The organism is Pseudomonas sp. IT-P44, assembly GCF_949768225.1.
Lineage (GTDB): Bacteria > Pseudomonadota > Gammaproteobacteria > Pseudomonadales > Pseudomonadaceae > Aquipseudomonas > Aquipseudomonas migulae.
The window spans coordinates 106,477-128,288 of sequence record NZ_CATKQM010000090.1 but is presented as its reverse complement, the minus strand read 5'-3'; the positions used below and the strand labels follow the sequence as shown (position 1 = coordinate 128,288).

The window sequence follows — 21,812 nt, the reverse complement described above, 5'->3', positions numbered from 1 at the left end:
CGAGCCTTTTCCATGAATCAGAACGCTGAATATTCCGCGGTCAACGATGCCGTGCGCGGGCAGTTTTTTCGCAAAGTCTGGGCGATGATCACGCCTTATTGGCAAAGCGAAGAGAAGGTCAAGGCCTGGACACTACTGATCGCGGTGATCGCGTTGTCGTTGATCAGCGTGGGGCTCTCGGTGTGGTTCAACACCTGGTACAAGGACTTCTACAACGCTCTGCAGAAGAAGGACGAAGCCGCGTTCTGGCAGCTGATTCTGTATTTCTGCGGGATTGCGGCGGTGGCGATCATCGGTGCCGTGTACCGGCTCTATCTGACGCAGATGCTGACCATTCGCTGGCGTGCCTGGCTCACGGAAAAGCATTTCGCCCGTTGGCTCGGCAACAAGAATTACTACCAGCTGGAGCAGGGCGGTTACACCGATAACCCGGACCAGCGGATTTCCGAAGACCTCAACAACTTCACCTCCAATACCCTGGAGCTGGGCATCGGTTTGCTGCGCAACATTGTCAGCCTGGTGTCGTTCTCGATCATTCTGTGGGGCGTGTCGGGCAGTATCGAAGTGTTCGGTTTCACCATCCCCGGCTACATGTTCTGGTGTGTGCTGGTGTATGCCGTGATCGGTAGCTGGCTGACGCATCTGATCGGTCGTCGCCTGATCGGCCTGAACAACCAACAACAACGCTTTGAAGCCGACCTGCGTTTCTCCATGGTACGGGTTCGCGAAAATGCCGAGACCATTGCGCTGTACAACGGCGAACCCAATGAGAATCGTCGCTTGAGCCACCGCTTCGGGCTGGTCTGGCACAACTTCTGGGACATCATGAAGGTGTCCAAGCGTCTGACGTTCTTTACCGCAGGTTACCAACAGGCCGCCATCATCTTTCCGTTCATGGTCGCTGCCCCACGTTATTTCGCTGGCAAGATCGAACTCGGTGATCTGATGCAAATCAGTTCGGCGTTCGGCAATGTGCAGGAGAGTTTCAGCTGGTTTATCAGTGCGTACCAGAACCTCGCCTCATGGCGTGCCACTTGTGATCGTCTGCTGAGTTTCCGTCAGGCCATGACCGACAACGAAGAGCGCGCGCCAGCCATCGACGTACAGAATCAGGGTAATGGGTTGAAGATTCACAACCTGGGCCTCGATCTGGCGGACGGTCGGCATCTGCTGACCAATGCCGACATGACCGTGGAGGAGGGCGAGCGCGTGATGCTCAGCGGCCGTTCCGGCAGTGGCAAGTCCACGTTGCTGCGAGCGATGGGGCATTTGTGGCCAACAGGCCATGGCAGCATTCGTCTGCCGGCGGCGCGCTATTTGTTCCTGCCGCAAAAGCCTTATCTGCCGATTGGCACGCTGCGCGAGGTGTTGAGTTATCCACAGCCTGGCGAGACCTATCCGCAGGAACGCTACGTTCACGTGCTGGAAACCTGTCGTTTGCCACACCTGGTTTCGCGCCTGGATGAAGCGAATCACTGGCAACGCATGCTTTCGCCGGGCGAACAGCAACGTCTGGCCTTTGCCCGTGCGCTGCTTTATGCGCCGCAATGGCTGTACATGGACGAAGCGACTTCGGCGATGGATGAAGAGGATGAAGCTTCGCTGTATCAGGCGTTGATCGATGAGATTCCGGGGCTCAGCATCGTCAGCGTCGGGCATCGCAGCAGCCTGAAACGCTTCCATCCACGGCATGTGCGCATCGACAACGGCCATCTGGTGGATCAGACCGTAACCGCATAACCACCACAATCCCTGTAGGAGCGAGCGGTGCGGCGATCCGACTTGCCCGCGAAGAACGATGACGCGGTCTTAATTACAATCCGCGTAACGGCCTTCGCGGGCAAGTCGGATCGCCGCACCGCTCGCTCCTACAAAGGGGTGATGGTGATCGTACAACCGCGTTGAGCTATGATGCGGTTTCAGCCGAATTTTTCGAGACAGACGTTCACCATGGAAAACCCGATCGACGCACCACGCCTCCCTCGCAAGCGCCGCAGCCTCGCACAGGAATTGGTGACGGTGCTGTCCGAGCAGATCCGCGATGGTCACCTCAAGCGCGGCGACAAATTGCCCACCGAGTCGGCGATCATGGATGCCCATGGCGTCAGCCGCACCGTGGTGCGCGAGGCGATTTCCCGTTTGCAGGCGGCCGGGCAGGTGGAAACCCGCCACGGCATCGGCACCTTCGTGCTCGATACACCGAGCCCGAGCGGTTTCCGTATCGACCCGGCGACGGTGGTGACGCTGCGTGATGTGCTGGCGATTCTGGAGCTGCGTATCAGCCTCGAAGTGGAATCCGCGGGGCTTGCTGCGCAACGTCGCAGCCCTGAGCAGTTGGCGTTGATGCGCGCCGCTCTGGACGCCTTGAACGAAAGCGCGGCCCACGCCAGCGATGCGGTGGCCTCGGACTTCCAGTTCCACCTGCAAATCGCGCTGTCGACCGGCAACCGCTACTTCACCGACATCATGACCCACCTGGGCACCAGCATCATTCCGCGTACGCGCCTGAACTCGGCACGCCTGGCCCATGACGACCAACAGCATTACATGAGTCGCCTGAGCCGTGAGCACGAAGAGATTTACGATGCGATTGCACGTCAGGATTCCGATGCGGCGCGGGCGGCGATGCGCTTGCATCTGACGAACAGCCGCGAGCGGTTGCGTCATGCGCATGAAGAGGCTGAGGCGCAGCGGGGGTAGGTTTCCAATTGGGTTGATCTGTCGCCTGACAGACCGCCATCGCCGGCAAGCCGGCTCCTACAGGAACTGTGTCGTACGCAAATTTTGTGTACGACGACAATCCTGTAGGAGCCGGCTTGCTGGCGATGAGTCCTGCGGCCGTTACACCACAGCGTCAGCCAGCACGAAGAATCGAACGATCCACCCTCACCGCCAACCGACTTGCACCGGGCTTGGCATCGAACACCACATCCCCATGCTTGCCCACCACCGCTTTGGCGATGGCCTTGCCATCAGCCAGCAATTCCAGCGGCGCACCTTTCAGCGAATCGCCCGAAGCCAATTCCAGTTTCAGTTTGATAGTCATCATCGATCTCCTTATCAGGCCACGTTGCCAGTCGGGTTGTAGTCCTTGAGCAGCAGGTAAGTGCTCCAGCCCCACCAGTCATCGACGGTGGCGGTGTCATTCAGGTTATTGACGTCCTTGCGCCGCAACACCTTGTTGCCCTCGACCTTGAACAGCGGCGAGAAATTGCCCGTCGGGTTCAGTACCGCTTGCAGGTCAGGCAGTTTTTTCAATGCCGCGAAACTGCCGGGCGACGGGGCGATGCCGCTGAGGTACGTCGCGAAAATTTCATCCGCCGACACCTGGACCGCTAGATTGACCTGGACGCGATTGGCGCTGTCGATTGCATCGAAGTAGCGCTTGTCGCCATAAGCGTGCCATTGAACGCCGTCACCGTTGCGCACATTGAGGCCGAACTTGCTGTCTTCGTCGTGCATGAAGCGGGTAATCAACGAGCCCAGGTCACTCGGCGTGACCACCGCTGCCAACTGTTTGCGCGGCACCCGCAGGTGGCCGGCGGAAAACAGGTCGGTCAGGTAGTGATCGGCGAAAGCGTTCATCGCGTAAGCCAGTTCCAGCGACGCGTCATCGCCACTGTTGTGGGCGACCACCGCTTGTTGCAATGCCGCCGTATGCCCGGCGATGTAGGCCAACAGTGCCCACTCGGCGAAGTGGTCAGCGTTGTTGGCGGCCAGTTTCAGGTAGCGGCCCAATGGATACAGGGCCGAGACGAAACTGCCGCCGCCGGTGATCTTGTTCCACTCTTCCGACAACGTATCACCCAATGCGTCATACGCCTCGTGGGGCTGTTTGCCGTCCTTTATCGCCTGTTTAACCGCGGCGATTTCCTTCTGCATGACTCCGAGGATCAGCTTCGCTTCGGCATTTGACGCCGGCAGCACCGCCAGGGAATTGAAGGCCTCGGTAAAGCGCTGGATCCGGTCGGCAGCGGTTGCGCCTTCGCTGACCGGTTTGTCCGGGATTCCATAGAAATCACCGCCCAGTGCAACAACCTGCCCATACGTCAGGGCCAGGCCGTTAGGCAGATGCAACTCGACCTGCGAGGCCGTTATCGCCGGTGCATCCTTGGCGAAACGCAGCAGCGTGTTGTCGCCGATGGCGGTGTGTTCACCACCCTCGAACCTCAGCTGTGGCTTGCCTTTCAAGGCGTTGCCGGATGCAGGGGCGGACGGCTGATGGGGGTCGGTCCGGTGCTCGTCGAGGCGCAGGACCAGATGGTCATTACCCGTAATGGCGATGCCCTTCTCGGTGAACAGATCATCCAGCCCGGCAATGACCTGTTTTGGTTTTTCCTGAGTTTTTGTGTGTAGACCTGACATTTCTATCTCCTTGATATGTCGTCGGTATGTTTCAAGATAACTGTATGCATATACAGTTGTTCAGAGCATAGAGGAGATCTTTCCTACGTCAAGAAAATACTTTTCCGACGCATAAATTTTGGGTGCGGCGATGAAATGCAGTTGACGGTTGTTTTTTAAGTTGTACGATGACCTACAACTTCGGCGCAGGCTGAACGGTTTTCTCACACACACAAACAAACGTTGCTATCCAGGGTGTTCGAATAATGAATCCACAAGAACTGAAGTCCATCCTCTCTTCCGGTCTGCTGTCTTTCCCGGTTACCGATTTCAATGCTCAGGGCGACTTCAATCGCGCGGGCTACATCAAGCGTCTCGAATGGCTGGCCCCATACGGCGCCTCGGCTTTGTTCGCCGCAGGCGGCACCGGTGAGTTCTTCTCCCTGGCGGCCAGCGAATATTCGGAAATCATCAAGACTGCCGTCGACACCTGCGAAACCAGCGTGCCGATTCTGGCCGGCGTTGGCGGTTCGACCCGTCAAGCCATCGAATACGCACAGGAAGCCGAACGTCTGGGCGCCAAAGGCCTGTTGCTGCTGCCGCACTACCTGACCGAAGCCAGCCAGGACGGCGTTGCCGCCCACGTTGAAGCCGTGTGCAAATCGGTGAAGATCGGCGTGGTGGTTTACAACCGTAACGTCTGCCGCCTGACCGCGCCGCTGCTGGAACGCCTGGCCGAGCGCTGCCCGAACCTGATCGGCTACAAGGATGGCCTGGGCGATATCGAGTTGATGGTGTCGATCCGTCGTCGCCTCGGCGATCGCTTCAGCTACCTGGGTGGTTTGCCGACCGCCGAAGTCTACGCCGCTGCCTACAAGGCCTTGGGCGTACCGGTTTACTCCTCGGCGGTGTTCAACTTCATCCCGAAAACCGCGATGGATTTCTACCACGCCATCGCTCGCGAAGATCACGCCACCGTTGGCAAGATCATCGACGACTTCTTCCTGCCGTACCTGGACATCCGTAACCGCAAATCCGGTTACGCAGTGAGCATCGTCAAGGCGGGTGCGAAAATTGCCGGCTATGACGCAGGTCCTGTGCGTGCGCCGCTGACCGATCTGACCGGCGAAGAGTACGAAATGCTCGCCGCGCTGATCGACAAGCAAGGTGCGCAGTAACACACCCGATTAAACAAGGCCGCTGAGCAATCAGCGGCCTTTTGCGTGAGGAGATTGTTGTGGCTGATACAAAGCGTTTCGATAACTACATCAACGGTGAATGGGTTGCCGGCAGTGAATACTGCGCCAACATCAACCCGTCCGAACTGACCGACACCATCGGTGAATACGCCAAGGCTGATCTGGCCCAGGTCCACGCCGCCATCGACGCCGCTCGCGCTGCGTTCCCGGCCTGGTCGACCTCGGGCATTCAGGCCCGCCACGACTCGCTGGATAAAGTCGGTACTGAAATCCTCGCTCGCCGCGAAGAGCTCGGCACCTTGCTGGCTCGGGAAGAGGGCAAGACCCTGCCTGAAGCCATCGGCGAAGTGACCCGCGCCGGTAACATCTTCAAGTTCTTCGCCGGTGAAACCCTGCGTCTGTCCGGCGACTACTTGCCGTCGGTACGTCCGGGCGTCAATGTCGAAGTCACTCGCGAAGCCTTGGGCGTGGTTGGCCTGATCACCCCGTGGAACTTCCCGATCGCCATCCCTGCGTGGAAAATCGCCCCGGCCCTGGCCTACGGCAACTGCGTCGTGCTGAAACCGGCGGATCTGGTGCCGGGTTGCGCCTGGGCGCTGGCTGAAATCATCTCCCGCGCAGGCTTCCCGGCCGGCGTGTTCAACCTGGTGATGGGCAGCGGTCGCGTGGTTGGCGATGCAATGGTTCAGAGCCCGAAAGTCGATGGCATCAGCTTCACCGGTTCCGTTGGTGTCGGTCGTCAGATCGCCGTCAGCTGCGTGTCGCGCCAGGCCAAGGTTCAGCTGGAAATGGGCGGCAAGAACCCGCAGATCATTCTCGACGACGCCGACCTCAAGCAAGCGGTCGAACTGTCGGTACAGAGCGCGTTCTACTCCACCGGCCAGCGTTGCACCGCTTCCAGCCGCTTCATCGTCACTGCCGGCATCCACGACAAGTTCGTTGAAGCGATGGCCGAGCGCATGAAGTCGATCAAGGTCGGCCACGCGCTGAAAACCGGCACCGACATCGGTCCGGTGGTCTCGCAAGCTCAACTTGAACAGGACATGAAGTACATCGACATCGGCCAGTCCGAAGGTGCACGTCTGGTCAGCGGCGGCGGTCTGGTGACCTGCGACACCGAAGGCTACTACCTCGCGCCTACGCTGTTTGCCGACAGCGAAGCGGCGATGCGCATCAGCCGCGAAGAGATCTTCGGCCCGGTGGCCAACATCGTTCGCGTGGCGGATTACGACGCTGCACTGGCCATGGCCAACGACACCGAATTCGGTCTGTCGGCGGGCATCGCCACCACGTCGCTGAAGTACGCCAACCACTTCAAACGCCACTCCCAGGCCGGGATGGTGATGGTCAACCTGCCGACGGCGGGCGTGGATTACCACGTTCCATTCGGTGGGCGTAAAGGTTCATCCTATGGTTCCCGCGAGCAAGGTCGCTACGCGCAAGAGTTCTACACGGTTGTGAAGACCTCCTACATCGGTTCCTGATTCACGCAATAACCTGTAGGAGCCGGCTTGCTGGCGATCGCATCACCACGGTGTAAATGACACACCGAGGTGCCTGCATCGCCAGCAAGCCGGCTCCTACAGAACATCGTTATTACCCGCATAAAAATAATCAGTGGGAGTACATCTACATGCAAGCGACCAAGCCGACCCACGTCCGCTATTTGATTTTGCTCATGCTTTTTCTGGTGACCACGATCAACTACGCCGACCGGGCAACCATCGCAATCGCCGGCTCCAGCCTGCAAAAAGACCTCGGCATCGACGCGGTCACCCTCGGTTACATCTTCTCCGCATTCGGTTGGGCCTACGTGGCCGGGCAAATTCCCGGTGGCTGGCTGCTGGACCGTTTCGGCTCGAAAAAAATCTACGCGCTGAGCATTTTCACCTGGTCATTGTTCACCGTGCTGCAGGGCTATGTCGGCGAGTTCGGCATGTCCACGGCAGTGGTTGCGCTGTTCATGCTGCGCTTCCTGGTGGGCCTGGCCGAAGCGCCATCCTTCCCCGGTAACGCACGCATCGTGGCCGCCTGGTTCCCGACCGCTGAACGCGGCACCGCCTCGGCGATCTTCAACTCGGCGCAGTACTTTGCCACCGTGTTGTTCGCGCCGCTGATGGGCTGGATCGTCTACAGCTTCGGCTGGCAGCACGTGTTCATCGTGATGGGCGTGATCGGCATCATCTTCTCGGGCATCTGGCTGAAGGTGATCTACAGCCCGCGCCAGCACCCGATGATCAACGACGCCGAGTTCAAACACATCGCCGACAACGGCGGCATGGTCGATATGGACCAGGACAAAGGCAAAGGCAAAAAAAGCGACGGTCCGAAGTGGGATTACATCCGCCAGTTGCTGACCAACCGCATGATGCTCGGCGTGTACCTGGGCCAATACTGCATCAACGGCATCACCTACTTCTTCCTGACCTGGTTCCCGGTATACCTGGTGCAAGAACGCGGCATGACCATCCTCAAGGCTGGTTTCATCGCCTCGTTGCCGGCGATCTGCGGCTTCATCGGTGGTGTGCTCGGCGGGGTGATTTCCGACTACCTGCTGCGCAAGGGCCATTCACTGACCTTCGCTCGCAAGGCGCCGATCATCGCGGGCCTGCTGGTCTCCAGCAGCATCGTGGCTTGCAACTATGTCGATGTTGAATGGATGGTCGTCGGCTTCATGGCCTTGGCTTTCTTCGGCAAAGGTGTGGGTGCGTTGGGTTGGGCGGTCGTGTCCGACACCTCGCCAAAACAGATCGCCGGTCTCAGCGGTGGCCTGTTCAACACCTTCGGCAACATCGCGTCGATCACCACGCCGATCGTCATCGGCTACATCATCAGCTCCACCGGTTCGTTCAAGTGGGCGCTGGTGTTTGTCGGTTGCAACGCACTGGTTGCAGTGTTCAGCTACCTGGTGATCGTTGGCCCGATCAAACGTGTGGTGCTCAAAGAGCCACCGGTCAGCGGCCCTGAAACAAACAACAAATTGTCACAAGCGCATTCCTGAGGAGCGGCGTCATGCAGTTGATTGAACATTCCGACTCGCCGCGCTACATCCGTCTGCACGAGCGAGACAACGTCGTGATCGTGGTCAACGATCAGGGCGTGCCGGCGGGCACCGAGTTTCCCGATGGCCTGGTCACCGTGGACTTCGTGCCGCAGAGCCACAAGGTCACCCTCGAGGACATTCCCGAGGGCGGCCAGGTGATTCGTTACGGCCAGACCATTGGCTACGCGTTGCAGCCGATTCCGCGCGGCAGTTGGGTCAAGGAAGATCAACTGCGCATGCCCACCGCGCCACCGCTGGACAGCTTGCCGCTGTCCACCGAGGTGCCGGCGGCGCAGGCACCGCTGGAAGGCTTTACGTTCGAGGGTTATCGCAACGCCGACGGCACCGTCGGCACGCGCAACATTCTCGGGATTACCACCACGGTGCAGTGTGTCACCGGCGTTCTGGATCATGCGGTCAAGCGCATCAAGGACGAGTTGCTGCCCAAGTACCCGAACGTCGATGACGTGGTCGCGTTGACTCACAGCTACGGCTGCGGCGTGGCAATTACCGCCACCGACGCGTACATCCCGATCCGCACCGTGCGTAACCTGGCGCGCAATCCGAACCTGGGCGGCGAAGCGCTGGTGATCAGTCTGGGCTGCGAGAAATTGCAGGCTGGGCAGGTGATGCACGAGAACGACAGTTCGGTGGATTTGAGCGATCCGTGGCTGTATCGCTTGCAGGATTCGAGTCACGGTTTCACCGAAATGATCGAGCAGATCATGGCCCTGGCCGAGACCCGTTTGAAGAAGCTCGATCAACGTCGCCGGGAAACCGTGCCGGCGTCCGAGCTGATTCTCGGCATGCAGTGTGGTGGCAGCGATGCGTTCTCCGGCATCACCGCCAACCCGGCGCTGGGTTACGCCTCTGACCTGTTGCTGCGTGCCGGTGCGACGGTGATGTTTTCCGAAGTCACCGAAGTGCGCGACGCGATTTACCTGCTGACGTCCCGCGCCGAAACCGAGGAGGTCGCTCAGGAACTGGTGCGGGAAATGGACTGGTACGACCGTTACCTGGCCAAGGGCGAAGCGGATCGCAGCGCCAACACCACGCCTGGCAACAAGAAGGGCGGGTTGTCGAACATTGTCGAGAAATCCCTTGGGTCGATCGTCAAATCCGGCAGCAGCGCGATCAACGGCGTGCTGGGCCCTGGCGAGCGCTTCAAGCGCAAAGGCCTGATTTTCTGTGCGACCCCGGCCAGCGATTTTGTCTGCGGGACGTTGCAACTGGCGGCCGGGATGAACCTGCACGTGTTCACCACCGGACGTGGCACGCCGTATGGTCTGGCGATGGCGCCGGTGGTGAAGGTATCGACCCGGACCGAACTGGCGCAGCGCTGGCCGGACCTGATCGACATCGATGCCGGGCGGATTGCGACTGGACGAGCGTCGATAGAGGATCTCGGGTGGGAGTTGTTTCACTACTACCTGGACGTGGCCAGCGGGAAGAAGCAGACGTGGTCGGAGCGGCACAAGCTGCATAACGACATTACCCTGTTCAACCCGGCGCCGATCACGTAAGACCGCGTCATCGTTCTTCGCGGGCAAGTCGGGTCGCCGCACCGCTCGCTCCTACAGAAGATCACCGAACCTGTAGGAGCGAGGCTTGCCCGCGAAGGCTTTCCACCAGACGCCAACGCCCTGGGTGGCTTATCATTAGCCCCCTAACGACGCCCACCCAAGGTGACTCCCGGCATGCTGGCTATCTTCCTCGAAACCCTGAACATCACCGCGCCGGTGTTTGCCATGCTGTTTCTGGGCGTGCTGCTAAAGCGTATCAACTGGATCAACGACAATTTCATCCATACTGCGTCGGCTCTGGTGTTCAACGTCACCATGCCGGCGTTGCTGTTTCTGGGCATCCTGCATGCCGACTTGCACGCCGCGCTGCAACCGTCGCTGCTGATCTATTTTTCGATTGCCACGCTGGTCAGCTTCGCCATCGCCTGGGGCTGGGCGATCTGGAAGTGCCCGCGTGAAGACCGCGGGATTTACACCCAGGGTGCGTTTCGCGGCAACAACGGCGTTATCGGCCTCGCGCTGGCAGCGAGCATGTACGGCGATTACGGAATTTCCCTCGGCGCGATTCTCGCGGCACTGGTGATCCTGTTTTACAACACGCTGTCGACCATTGTGCTGGCGGTGTACAGCCCGGTGATCAAGTCCGACCCGTGGAGTATCTGCAAAAGCGTGATGAACAACCCGTTGATCATCAGCGTGTTTGCGGCGGCGCCGTTTGCGTATTTCAATATTGCCTTGCCGGGCTGGCTGGAGAAGTCCGGGCAGTACCTGGCGCAAACCACGTTGCCCTTGGCGTTGATCTGCATCGGCGGCACGCTGTCGCTGGCGGCGATGCGCAAAAGCGGCCACATGGCGCTCAGCTCCAGCCTGGTGAAGATGATCGGCCTGCCGGTGCTGGCGACGCTGGGGGCATGGCTCTGGGGGTTTCGCGGGGCGGAGTTGGGGATTCTGTTCCTGTACTTCGGCAGCCCGACCGCGGCGGCCAGTTTTGTCATGGCGCGTCAGGCCGATGGCAATCATGAACTGGCGGCGGCGATCATTGTGATCACCACGCTGATGGCGGCGGTGACCACCAATATCGGGATCTTTTTGTTGCAGTGGGGTGGGTGGATCTAGCTTCAGATTCTCTGTGCGCTTTAGATCCATTCGCGGGCGAGCCTCGCTCCTACAGAAGGTCATCGAACGTGTAGGAGCGAGGCTTGCCCGCGAAAGCGGCGGACCTGCTTACTCCGGCTTCTGGTAGGTATCGATCACTTCCTGCGCCGCCCGAAACGCATCGATCGCCGCCGGCACACCGGCATACACCGCGCAATGCAGCAGTGCCTCGCGAATCTCTTCCACGGTGCAACCGTTGTTCAGCGCGCCGCGCACGTGGCCTTTCAATTCCTGTGGGCACTTCAACGCGGTCAGCGCGGCGAGGGTGATCAGGCTGCGGGTTTTCAGTGGCAACCCTTCGCGACTCCACACGCTGCCCCAGGCGTGTTCATTGACGAAATCCTGCAACGGCTGGGTGAACTCGGTGGCATTGCCCAATGCGCGATCGACGAACGCGTCACCCATCACTTGGCGGCGGACTTCAACGCCGGTTTTTTTATTGTCGGTCATGGCAATTCCTTCTTGTGGTGTTGGCGACGCCAGGCGCGCAGCGACGTGAACAGCAAAAACGCCAACAGCGCCGGCAGGACGAAAAACAGCATCAGGTGTTCAAGCTTGCCGGCCAGCGGCATACCGGTGGTGAACGACACCACGTGCAGGCCGTAAGCCAGGTACAAACCCAAAAACAGCAGGCCTTCGGCGCGGGTCACCCGGTAGCCGGAATAGAACACCGGCAGGCACAGCGCCGCGACGCCGAGCATCACCGGCAAATCGAAATCCAGCGCGTTGGGCGAGACCGACAGCGGCGACGGCGCGATCAGTGCGGTAACGCCCAGCACGCCCAACAGGTTGAACAGGTTGCTGCCGATCACGTTGCCTACGGCGATGTCGCGCTGGCCACGCAATGCCGCGATCAACGAGGTGGCGAGCTCCGGCAGGGAGGTGCTGACGGCGACGATGGTCAGGCCGATGATCCGTTCCGACAGCCCCAGGTCCGTGGCGACCGACACCGCGGCGCCCAGCAGCAAATGCCCGGCGTAGATCAGCATCGCCAGGCCCGCGACGATCATCAGCAGGCTGCTGAACCACGGAACTTCAGGGCCTTCATGCGGGCTCGTTTGTGGGCGCGCCGAATGCCGCGACTGGCGCAGCAGCAGGCCCAGATACACCATCAGCGCCGCCAATAGCAGGACGCCGTCGACCCGGGTCAGTTCTTCATTCCATGCCAGGACGAACACCAGCAGGCTGGCGCCGATCATCAGTGGAATATCCAGGCGCACCAGTTGCCGCGAGACCCGCAGCGGGATGATCAGCGCCGAAAGCCCGAGGGTGACGAGGATGTTGAAGATGCTGCTGCCGATCACGCTGCCGACGGCGATATCGGCGTTCTGCGCCAGCGTGGCTTGCAGGCTGACGGCCATCTGCGGTGCGCTGCTGCCGAGGGCGACGATGGTCAGGCCGATGATCAGCGGTCGAACGTGCAGTCGCGCAGCCACGCGCACGGCGGCGCGCACCATCAGTTCGGCACCGGCGATCAGTAGAACCAGGCCGCTGAGCAGTTCAATTACGCTGAGCAGGGGTAAGTCGGCAAGTCCGAAAATGGTCGGGGCTCCGTGAGTCAGTCGAGGGCTTGCACGCGAACCCGTGCGGTGCCGCTTTTGATCATGCCCAGTTGCTCGGCGGCTTCGTGAGACAAGTCGATCAGGCGCCCGCGAGTGTGCGGCCCGCGATCATTGATGCGGACCACGCAGGATTTGTCGTTTTTCAGATTGGTGACCTTCACCCGCGTACCAAAGGGTAGTTGGCGGTGGGCAGCGGTCATGGAATTTTTGTCGAAACGTTCACCGCTGGCGGTGCGTTTGCCCTGGTGTTTGGCGCCGTAGTAGGACGCCACGCCTGTCTGGTCGTAACCGTGAGGATCGACGACATCGGTGCTGGCGCAACCGGCCAGTAAAGACAACAGGGCGCAGGCCCCCAGTAGACGTTTCATTCAAAGGTATCCACATACAAATGTGGGAGCGGGCTTGCTCGCGAAAGCGGTATCACATTCAACATCGATGTTGACTGTTTTACCGCTTTCGCGAGCAAGCCCGCTCCCACAGGGGGTAGAGCCAGGCTTGAATACTGGCTCCATGCTCATCAGCCTTCGAGCTTGCTTTTCAGCAGTTCGTTGACCTGTTGCGGGTTGGCCTTGCCTTTGGAGGCTTTCATGGCCTGGCCGACGAAGAAGCCGAACATCTTGCCGCGTTTGGCTTCGTCTGCCGCGCGGTATTGTTCGACCTGCTCGGCGTTGGCCGCGAGCATTTCGTCCAGCACCGCCGAGATCGCGCCGGTGTCGGTCACTTGCTTCAAGCCGCGCTTGTCGATGATCTCGTCTGCGCTGCCTTCGCCGTTGGCCATCGCTTCAAACACCACTTTAGCGATCTTGCCGGAGATGGTGTTGTCCTTGATGCGCAACAGCATGCCGCCCAGTTGCTCGGCCGAAACCGGCGACTGATCGATGTCCAGGCCTTGTTTGTTCAACAGGCTGCCCAGTTCAACCATGACCCAGTTGGCCGCCAGTTTGGCGTCGCCGCCAATGCTCGCGACTTTCTCGAAGTAATCGGCTTGCTCGCGGCTGGTGGCCAGGACGCTGGCGTCGTAGACCGACAGACCGAACTGCTCCTGGAAGCGCTCGCGTTTCTGCGGTGGCAATTCCGGCAGGGTGGCGCGCACGTCGTCGAGGAACGAGTTCTCGATGACCACCGGCAGCAGGTCCGGATCGGGGAAGTAACGGTAGTCGTTGGCTTCCTCTTTGCTGCGCATCGGACGGGTTTCGTCCTTGTTCGGGTCGTACAGGCGAGTCTGCTGGATCACCTTGCCGCCGTCTTCGATCAGTTCGATCTGACGCTGCACTTCGGTGTTGATCGCCTTCTCGATGAAGCGGAACGAGTTGACGTTCTTGATCTCGCAACGCGTGCCGAACTCAGCCTGGCCTTTCGGACGGATCGACACGTTGCAGTCGCAACGCAGCGAACCTTCGGCCATGTTGCCGTCGCAGATGCCCAGGTAGCGCACCAGCGCGTGGACAGCCTTGACGTAAGCCACGGCTTCCTTGGCGCTGCGCATGTCCGGCTCGGAAACGATTTCCAGCAGCGGCGTGCCGGCGCGGTTCAGGTCGATGCCGGTGGCACCGTTGAACTCTTCGTGCAGGCTTTTACCGGCGTCTTCTTCCAGGTGCGCGCGGGTGATGCCAACGCGTTTGACCGTACCGTCTTCAAGGGCGATGTCCAGGTGGCCCTTGCCGACAATCGGCAATTCCATCTGGCTGATCTGGTAGCCCTTGGGCAGGTCCGGGTAGAAATAGTTTTTACGGGCGAACACGTTGTGCTGGCCGATCTCGGCATCGATAGCGAGGCCGAACATCACGGCCATGCGCACCGCTTCCTGGTTCAGCACTGGCAAGACGCCAGGCATGCCGAGGTCAACCAGGCTGGCCTGGGTGTTCGGCTCGGAACCGAAAGTGGTGGAGCTACCGGAAAAGATTTTCGACCGGGTGGTGAGCTGGGTATGAATCTCCAGCCCGATCACGACTTCCCATTGCATGTGTTTCTCCTCAGAAGCCGGTTGGGGTGCGGGTGTGCCAGTCAGTGTTCAACTGATACTGATGGGCAACGTTCAACAGGCGACCTTCCTGGAAATACGGGGCGAGCAGTTGCACGCCGACCGGCAGGCCATCGACGAAACCGGCGGGCATGGACAAGCCCGGCAGGCCGGCGAGGTTGGCGGTGATGGTGTAGACGTCTTCCAGATAGGCAGCGACCGGGTCGCTGCTCTTGGCGCCAAGCTTCCAGGCCGGGTTCGGCGTGGTTGGGCCGAGGATGATGTCGACTTCATTGAAAGCCGCCATGAAGTCGTTTTTCACCAAACGACGAATCTTCTGCGCCTTCAGGTAGTAGGCGTCGTAGTAGCCGGCGGACAGCGCGTAGGCGCCGACCATGATCCGGCGCTGCACTTCTGCACCGAAACCTTCACCACGGGAACGCTTGTACAGGTCTTCCAGGTTTTTCGGGTCTTCGCAGCGATAGCCGAAACGCACGCCGTCGAAACGCGACAGGTTGGAAGACGCTTCTGCCGGGGCGATCACGTAGTACGCAGGAATCGCGTGCTGCATGTTCGGCAGGCTGATTTCCTTGATCACGGCACCGAGCTTTTCCAGCTCCTTGATGCTGTTCTGGATCAACTCGGCGATACGCGGGTCGAGACCGGCGCTGAAGTATTCCTTCGGCACACCGATGCGCAGGCCTTTCAGCGAATCGTTGAGGCTGGCGCTGTAATCCGGCACGGGCTCGTCGATGCTGGTGGAGTCATTGCTGTCGAAACCGGCCATGCCTTGCAGCAGGATCGCGCAGTCTTCGGCAGTGCGCGCCAGCGGGCCGCCCTGATCGAGGCTGGACGCGTAAGCGATCATGCCCCAGCGCGAAACGCGACCGTAGGTCGGTTTCAGGCCGGTGAGGTTGGTGAACGCGGCCGGCTGGCGGATCGAGCCGCCGGTGTCGGTGGCGGTCGCGGCTGGCAACAGACGAGCGGCAACGGCCGCCGCCGAACCACCGGACGAACCGCCCGGCACGTGTTCCAGGTTCCACGGGTTTTTCACCGCGCCGTAGTAGCTCGACTCGTTGGCCGAACCCATGGCGAATTCGTCCATGTTGGTCTTGCCCAGGGTCACCGCGCCGGCGGCTGCCAGTTTGGCGACGACGGTGGCGTCGTACGGTGCCTTGAAGTTGTCGAGCATCTTCGAGCCGCAGCTGGTGCGCACGCCCTGGGTGCAGAACAGGTCTTTATGGGCGATCGGCGCGCCGAGCAGGGCGCCGCTCTCACCATTGGCACGGCGTGCGTCAGCGGCTTTCGCCTGCTGGAGCGCCAGGTCTTCGGTGAGGCTGATGAAGCTGTTGAGCTGTGGATCGAGCTGGGCGATGCGCGCCAGCAGGACTTTGGTCAGCTCTTCGGAAGAAAACTTTTTATCGGCGAGTCCGCGGGCGATCTCGGCCAGAGTCAATTGATGCATTGCAGGCTCTTTCCCTTTAGTCGATGACTTTCGGAACCAGGTACAGGCCGTTTTCGACCGCTGGTGCGATGGACTGATAGGCCTCGCGATGATTGGTCTCGGTCACGACGTCTGCACGCAGGCGCTGGCTGGCTTCCAGTGGGTGGGCGAGCGGTTCGATACCGTCGGTATTGACCGCCTGCATTTCGTCGACCAGTCCCAGAATGCTGTTCAGGGCCGAAGTGATGTGTGGAAGATCGGCATCATTGAGGCCCAGACAGGCCAAATGAGCGATTTTTTCCACGTCGGAGCGTTCAAGCGTCATGGGATTCTCCAGTGGAAGGAAAACAGAACGGATGCTATCCGTGTGTTAGATTGTCGGAACACTACCGCATTTCTACGGTCATAAGGCCGCGATTGTGGGGGTTGGTGCACAGAAAAGCGGCCAATTTAACATATTGGCGCCTTGCCCAAAATCCCTGTCGTTGTTAGAGTTTGCCGCACTTTTTTACCCACGCGTTGCCTAGGGTCCCTTTCCCATGTTCAAGAAACTGCGTGGCATGTTTTCCAGCGATCTTTCCATTGACCTGGGCACTGCCAACACCCTTATTTACGTGCGCGAGCGCGGAATCGTCCTGAATGAGCCATCGGTTGTGGCTATTCGGACACACGGTAACCAGAAAAGTGTCGTTGCTGTCGGCACCGAGGCCAAGCGCATGCTCGGCCGTACGCCGGGCAACATTGCCGCCATTCGTCCGATGAAGGATGGCGTCATTGCCGACTTCAGCGTCTGCGAAAAGATGCTGCAATACTTTATCAACAAGGTTCACGAAAACAGCTTCCTGCAGCCTAGCCCTCGTGTGCTGATCTGCGTTCCGTGCAAATCCACTCAGGTTGAGCGTCGTGCCATCCGTGAGTCGGCCCTTGGTGCCGGCGCACGTGAAGTGTTCCTGATCGAAGAGCCGATGGCGGCTGCGATCGGTGCCGGCCTGCCGGTTGAAGAAGCACGCGGTTCGATGGTGGTGGATATCGGTGGTGGTACCACTGAAATCGCACTGATCTCCCTGAACGGTGTGGTTTACGCCGAATCCGTACGGGTTGGCGGCGACCGCTTCGACGAAGCGATCATCACCTACGTGCGTCGCAACTACGGCAGCCTGATCGGCGAATCCACCGCCGAGCGCATCAAACAGGAAATCGGTACTGCCTACCCGGGCGGCGAAGTTCGCGAAGTCGACGTTCGCGGCCGTAACCTGGCCGAAGGCGTTCCACGCGCATTCACCCTGAACTCCAATGAAGTGCTGGAAGCTCTGCAAGAGTCCCTGGCTACTATCGTTCAGGCTGTTAAAAGCGCACTGGAGCAATCGCCTCCGGAGCTGGCTTCCGACATCGCCGAGCGTGGCCTGGTACTGACCGGTGGTGGCGCCTTGCTGCGTGACCTCGACAAGTTGCTGGCCCAGGAAACCGGTCTGCCGGTGATCGTTGCCGAAGACCCGCTGACCTGCGTTGCTCGCGGCGGTGGCCGCGCATTGGAAATGATGGATAAACACACCATGGATCTGCTGTCGAGCGAGTGATCGCCCGATGCAACTATGCTGTTGAGCGCGCAGGCGGCACTTTGCAGTGCTGCCTGTTTGCGTTTACCTTCTGTCAGTCTGTATCCAGGCCGGTCTGCCGTATGAATAAAGAAAACATTTGCCTGGGAGGAGCGGCTTATTAAACCGCTTTTCACCAAAGGGCCTTCACTGGGCGTGCGCTTGTTGGTGCTGGTCGTGCTATCGGTCGCGCTGATGGTGGTCGATGCCCGCTTCACACTGCTCAAGCCAGTGCGTAGCCAGATGTCGCTGGTGCTGATGCAGTCTTACTGGATCACCGACCTGCCGCAGCGGCTATGGCAAGGTGTGGCCAGCCAGTTTGGCAGCCGTACCGAGCTGGTCGCCGAAAACGAAAAACTCAAGACCGAAAACCTGCTGCTGCAGGGTCGCATGCAAAAGCTTGCCGCCCTCACCGAGCAGAACGTTCGGCTGCGCGAGTTGCTCAATTCCTCCGCGCTGGTCAACGAGAAGGTCGAAGTGGCCGAGTTGATCGGCATGGACCCCAATCCCTTCACCCATCGCATCATCATCAATAAAGGTGAGCGCGACGGTGTGGTCCTCGGTCAGCCGGTGCTCGATGCCCGTGGCCTGATGGGCCAGGTGGTCGAGTTGATGCCGTACACCTCCCGTGTGCTGTTGCTCACCGACACCACCCACAGCATCCCGGTGCAAGTGAACCGTAACGGACTGCGAGCGATTGCCAGCGGCACCGGCAACCCGGAACGTCTGGAACTGCGTCACGTGGCCGACACGGCGGACATCAAGGAAGGCGACTTGCTGGTCAGCTCCGGTCTCGGCCAGCGATTCCCGGCGGGTTACCCGGTGGCGACGGTCAAGGAAGTGATTCACGATTCCGGCCAGCCATTTGCCATTGTCCGCGCCGTGCCGACCGCTGCCTTGAACCGTAGCCGTTACCTGTTGCTGGTGTTCAGCGATACGCGTACACCGGAAGAGCGTGCAAACGACGCCGCTCAGGCCCAGGAAAACCTCGATGCGCAAGGCGGCGGGCCAATCATTCCCGCCACCGTGCCGAAACCTGCTGCGGTGATTGCTCCTGCTGCTGCCGCCGCCGTTCCAGCGACTGCACCTGCTGCGACCCCGGCCAAGCCTGCTGCCACAACCCCGGTCAAACCCGCTGCCGCACACCCTGCCGCCGCCAAGCCGCCCGCGACTGCACCCGCCGCCAAACCACCGGCGACACAACCCGCTGTCGTGAAGCCCGCTGCCAAACCGCCTGTCTCTGCACCGGCTACCACTGGGGGAAGAGAATAATGGTCGGTGCTACCGCCTCCCGAAACGGCTGGATGATCTGGCTGACGTTCGCCATCGGCATGTTGCTCAGCGTTTCGCCGCTGCCGCAATTCATGGAAATCCTTCGCCCGCTATGGCTCGCCTTGCTGCTGGCGTTCTGGGCGTTGGCCCTGCCGCAGAAAGTCGGCATGGTCACCGCGTGGTGCCTGGGCCTGGCCGAAGATGTGCTTTACGGCACGCTGCTGGGCCAGAACGCGTTGATCCTGACGCTCATCACGTTCCTGGTGCTGTCGCTGCAACAGCGGCTGCGGATGTTCCCGATGTGGCAACAGAGCCTGGTGATCCTGGTGATCTTCGGCCTCGCGCAGCTTGTTCAGCTGTGGCTCAGCGCCCTGACCGGCAATCGTCAGCCAACGCTGGCGCTGGTCTTGCCGGCACTGGTCAGCGCGTTGCTCTGGCCGTGGATCAGCTTCGGTTTGCGCGGTCTGCGTCGACGTTACAAAATTAACTGATTCGGTCAGGCATTTGCCCACACCATGACAAGGGAGATGTCTTGATGAAACAGCTATTCCTCGCCTCAGGCTCGCCGCGTCGGCGTGAACTGCTCACGCAGATCGGCGTGCCGTTTTCCGCCATCAGCGCGGACATCGATGAAACCCCTTTGAACCATGAATCGCCGTCGGCCTATGTCGAGCGCCTTGCGCGCGGCAAGGCTGAAGCCGGGCGTGGCGCGGTCGTGTCCGACGCCGATTTTTGCGTGCTGGGCGCTGATACCGCCGTAGTGCTCAACAGCAAAATTCTCGGCAAACCGGTGGACGAAGCCGACGCGTGCGCCATGCTTATGATGTTGGCAGGACAAGAACATGAAGTGCTGACCGCCATTGCCGTGCTTGACGGTGAGCGCTGCGAGTCTCGTGTTGTGCGCAGCCTGGTGCGTTTTCGCCCCATCGATCTCGATGAAGCGGCGGCCTACTGGGCCAGCGGCGAACCGCGGGACAAGGCGGGTGGCTATGGCATTCAAGGACTGGGCGCGGTGTTTGTCGCCGGGCTCAATGGCAGCTACTCGGCGGTGGTCGGACTGCCGCTGTGCGAAACCGCTGAGCTGCTTGGCCATTTCGGCATACCCTGTTGGCAAACCCTTAACGCGCGCTGAGCGTCGTACTGACAAGATGCGGCCATTATCGTGAACATGCCTGAACGAGACCCTGCCATGAGTGAAGAGATCCTGATCAACATCACGCCGATGGAATCGCGCGTGGCGGTGGTTGAAAACGGTGTCCTGCAAGAGGTCCACGTCGAACGCACGCAAAAACGCGGTATCGTCGGCAACATCTATAAAGGCAAAGTCGTGCGGGTGTTGCCGGGCATGCAGGCGGCGTTCGTCGACATCGGTCTGGACCGCGCTGCGTTCATTCATGCCTCGGAAATTTCCCTGCGCGAAGGCCCTGCGGTCGAAAGCATCAGCTCCCTGGTCCATGAAGGCCAAAGCCTGGTCGTGCAAGTCACCAAGGACCCGATCGGTTCCAAAGGCGCACGCCTGACCACACAACTATCAATACCTTCGCGTTATCTGGTGTACATGCCGCGTACCGCGCATGTCGGCATTTCCCTGAAGATCGAAGACGAAGCCGAGCGCGAGCGCCTCAAGCAAGTGGTCACCGATTGCGTGGCCACGGAAGGTATCAAGGAAGCCGGTGGTTTCATCCTGCGTACCGCCGCCGAAGGCGCCGGGGCCGATGAGATCCTCATGGACATCCGCTACCTGCGCCGGCTCTGGGATCAGATCAACGAGCAGATCAAAACCATCAGCGCGCCGAGTGTGATCTACGAAGACCTCGGCCTGGCACTACGCACCTTGCGCGACCTGGTCAGCCCGAAGATCGAGAAGATCCGCATCGACTCCCGGGAAACCTTCCAGAAAACCACGCAGTTCGTGGCCGAACTGATGCCGGAAATCGCGGATCGCCTGGAGCATTATCCGGGCGAGCGGCCGATCTTCGACCTGTACGGCGTCGAAGACGAAATCCAGAAAGCCCTCGAACGCAAGGTTCCGCTGAAGTCCGGCGGTTACCTGGTGGTGGACCCGGCGGAAGCCATGAGCACCATCGACGTCAATACCGGGGCGTTCGTCGGTCATCGCAACCTTGAAGAAACCATCTTCAAGACCAACCTCGAAGCCGCGACCGCCATCGCTCGCCAACTGCGCCTGCGCAATCTGGGCGGGATCATCATCATCGACTTCATCGACATGGAAGACGAAGAGCATCAGCGTCAGGTGCTGCGCACGCTGGAGAAACAACTGGAGCGCGACCACGCCAAGACCAACATTATCGGCATCACCGAGTTGGGCCTGGTGCAGATGACCCGCAAGCGCACTCGCGAAAGTCTCGAACAAGTACTGTGCGAGCCGTGCAACAGTTGCCAGGGGCGCGGCAAGCTCAAGACACCGGAAACGGTCTGCTACGAAATTTTCCGCGAAATCCTCCGTGAGGCTCGCGCCTATCAAGCGGAAGGCTATCGTGTATTGGCGAATCAGAAAGTCGTCGACCGCTTGCTCGATGAAGAGTCGGGCAACGTCGCCGAGCTGGAAGGATTTATCGGACGCACCATTCGGTTCCAGGTGGAAACCATGTATTCCCAGGAACAATACGACGTGGTGCTGCTCTGAATCGCTGTGTTTCAACCCGACTAGAACAGCTGGCCTCAGCTTTTTGCAGTAATTTTGCCATGGGAGCC

At 60.1% G+C, this 21,812-nt stretch carries 20 protein-coding genes; 12 read left to right on the top strand and 8 right to left on the bottom strand.

The genetic code is table 11. The features are described from left to right. Nucleotides 1-12: 12 nt before the first annotated feature. Both ACM6IO_RS28570 and ACM6IO_RS28565 read left to right on the top strand, forming a co-directional pair. Complete coding sequence (locus tag ACM6IO_RS28570) at nt 13-1,740, top strand: ABC transporter ATP-binding protein/permease (protein WP_008037437.1); 1,728 nt, start codon at nt 13-15, stop codon at nt 1,738-1,740. Between the two features lie 210 nt (nt 1,741-1,950). After that, nucleotides 1,951-2,700, top strand: coding sequence for a FadR/GntR family transcriptional regulator (locus ACM6IO_RS28565; RefSeq protein ID WP_031318393.1), 750 nt, complete (start codon nt 1,951-1,953; stop codon nt 2,698-2,700). A gap of 154 nt (nt 2,701-2,854) precedes the next feature. Here the strand turns inward: ACM6IO_RS28565 and ACM6IO_RS28560 are convergent, their stop codons facing one another. Both ACM6IO_RS28560 and ACM6IO_RS28555 read right to left on the bottom strand, forming a co-directional pair. Beyond that, the gene (locus tag ACM6IO_RS28560; protein WP_414912649.1) at nt 2,855-3,046 is read right to left on the bottom strand and encodes a hypothetical protein; all 192 of its coding nucleotides are present in this window, start codon (nt 3,044-3,046) and stop codon (nt 2,855-2,857) included. Between the two features lie 14 nt (nt 3,047-3,060). Then, nucleotides 3,061-4,365: a phospholipase gene (locus tag ACM6IO_RS28555; RefSeq protein ID WP_414912648.1), complete on the bottom strand. Its 1,305-nt coding sequence runs from the start codon at nt 4,363-4,365 to the stop codon at nt 3,061-3,063. Nucleotides 4,366-4,610: 245 nt separating this feature from the next. On the opposite strand from ACM6IO_RS28555, the gene kdgD reads away from it, so the two are divergent. From kdgD to ACM6IO_RS28530, 5 genes are all read left to right on the top strand, one after another. Continuing rightward, on the top strand, nt 4,611-5,522 hold the full coding sequence (gene kdgD / locus ACM6IO_RS28550; RefSeq protein WP_008026855.1) for a 5-dehydro-4-deoxyglucarate dehydratase: 912 nt from the start codon (nt 4,611-4,613) through the stop codon (nt 5,520-5,522). A gap of 59 nt (nt 5,523-5,581) precedes the next feature. Then, entirely contained in the window at nt 5,582-7,027 is a 1,446-nt protein-coding gene (locus ACM6IO_RS28545; protein ID WP_008026857.1) for an aldehyde dehydrogenase family protein, read from the top strand. A gap of 149 nt (nt 7,028-7,176) precedes the next feature. Beyond that, nucleotides 7,177-8,544, top strand: a complete 1,368-nt coding sequence (locus ACM6IO_RS28540) for an MFS transporter (protein WP_008026859.1) — start codon at nt 7,177-7,179, stop codon at nt 8,542-8,544. A gap of 11 nt (nt 8,545-8,555) precedes the next feature. Beyond that, a complete protein-coding gene (gene garD / locus ACM6IO_RS28535; RefSeq protein ID WP_008037432.1) occupies nt 8,556-10,109 on the top strand; it encodes a galactarate dehydratase in 1,554 nt (517 codons plus the stop codon). Between the two features lie 174 nt (nt 10,110-10,283). Further along, complete coding sequence (locus ACM6IO_RS28530; protein ID WP_192227725.1) at nt 10,284-11,225, top strand: AEC family transporter; 942 nt, start codon at nt 10,284-10,286, stop codon at nt 11,223-11,225. Nucleotides 11,226-11,333: 108 nt separating this feature from the next. Here ACM6IO_RS28530 and ACM6IO_RS28525 read toward each other — a convergent pair whose 3' ends face one another. The 6 genes from ACM6IO_RS28525 to gatC all read right to left on the bottom strand — a co-directional run bounded on the left by ACM6IO_RS28525 (nt 11,334) and on the right by gatC (nt 16,555). Further along, on the bottom strand, nt 11,334-11,714 hold the full coding sequence (locus tag ACM6IO_RS28525; RefSeq protein WP_008037429.1) for a carboxymuconolactone decarboxylase family protein: 381 nt from the start codon (nt 11,712-11,714) through the stop codon (nt 11,334-11,336). Beyond that, complete coding sequence (locus ACM6IO_RS28520) at nt 11,711-12,721, bottom strand: calcium/sodium antiporter (RefSeq protein WP_414912647.1); 1,011 nt, start codon at nt 12,719-12,721, stop codon at nt 11,711-11,713. Before ACM6IO_RS28520 ends, ACM6IO_RS28525 begins: the two co-directional genes overlap by 4 nt. Before the next feature lie 101 nt (nt 12,722-12,822). Beyond that, a complete protein-coding gene (locus tag ACM6IO_RS28515) occupies nt 12,823-13,194 on the bottom strand; it encodes a septal ring lytic transglycosylase RlpA family protein (protein ID WP_008037420.1) in 372 nt (123 codons plus the stop codon). Between the two features lie 149 nt (nt 13,195-13,343). Then, entirely contained in the window at nt 13,344-14,789 is a 1,446-nt protein-coding gene (gene gatB, locus ACM6IO_RS28510) for an Asp-tRNA(Asn)/Glu-tRNA(Gln) amidotransferase subunit GatB (protein WP_008026871.1), read from the bottom strand. A gap of 10 nt (nt 14,790-14,799) precedes the next feature. Continuing rightward, entirely contained in the window at nt 14,800-16,251 is a 1,452-nt protein-coding gene (gene gatA / locus ACM6IO_RS28505; RefSeq protein ID WP_008026874.1) for an Asp-tRNA(Asn)/Glu-tRNA(Gln) amidotransferase subunit GatA, read from the bottom strand. A 16-nt stretch (nt 16,252-16,267) separates the two neighbouring features. Beyond that, nucleotides 16,268-16,555 carry an Asp-tRNA(Asn)/Glu-tRNA(Gln) amidotransferase subunit GatC gene (gene gatC, locus ACM6IO_RS28500; RefSeq protein WP_008026876.1) on the bottom strand — a complete coding sequence of 96 codons (288 nt, stop codon included), beginning with the start codon at nt 16,553-16,555 and terminating at the stop codon, nt 16,268-16,270. Between the two features lie 214 nt (nt 16,556-16,769). Here gatC and mreB point away from each other — a divergent pair, with 214 nt between their 5' ends. From mreB to rng, 5 genes are all read left to right on the top strand, one after another. After that, complete coding sequence (mreB, locus tag ACM6IO_RS28495) at nt 16,770-17,807, top strand: rod shape-determining protein MreB (RefSeq protein WP_002555108.1); 1,038 nt, start codon at nt 16,770-16,772, stop codon at nt 17,805-17,807. A gap of 138 nt (nt 17,808-17,945) precedes the next feature. Beyond that, nucleotides 17,946-19,097: a rod shape-determining protein MreC gene (gene mreC, locus ACM6IO_RS28490; RefSeq protein WP_081500181.1), complete on the top strand. Its 1,152-nt coding sequence runs from the start codon at nt 17,946-17,948 to the stop codon at nt 19,095-19,097. Continuing rightward, nucleotides 19,097-19,588, top strand: a complete 492-nt coding sequence (gene mreD / locus ACM6IO_RS28485) for a rod shape-determining protein MreD (RefSeq protein WP_008037410.1) — start codon at nt 19,097-19,099, stop codon at nt 19,586-19,588. The genes mreC and mreD overlap by 1 nt, the downstream gene beginning before the upstream one ends. Nucleotides 19,589-19,632: 44 nt before the next feature. Further along, nucleotides 19,633-20,229, top strand: coding sequence for a Maf family protein (locus tag ACM6IO_RS28480; RefSeq protein WP_414912646.1), 597 nt, complete (start codon nt 19,633-19,635; stop codon nt 20,227-20,229). 57 nt (nt 20,230-20,286) lie between these two features. Beyond that, the gene (gene rng, locus ACM6IO_RS28475; RefSeq protein ID WP_008026884.1) at nt 20,287-21,744 is read left to right on the top strand and encodes a ribonuclease G; all 1,458 of its coding nucleotides are present in this window, start codon (nt 20,287-20,289) and stop codon (nt 21,742-21,744) included. Nucleotides 21,745-21,812: the final 68 nt, after the last annotated feature.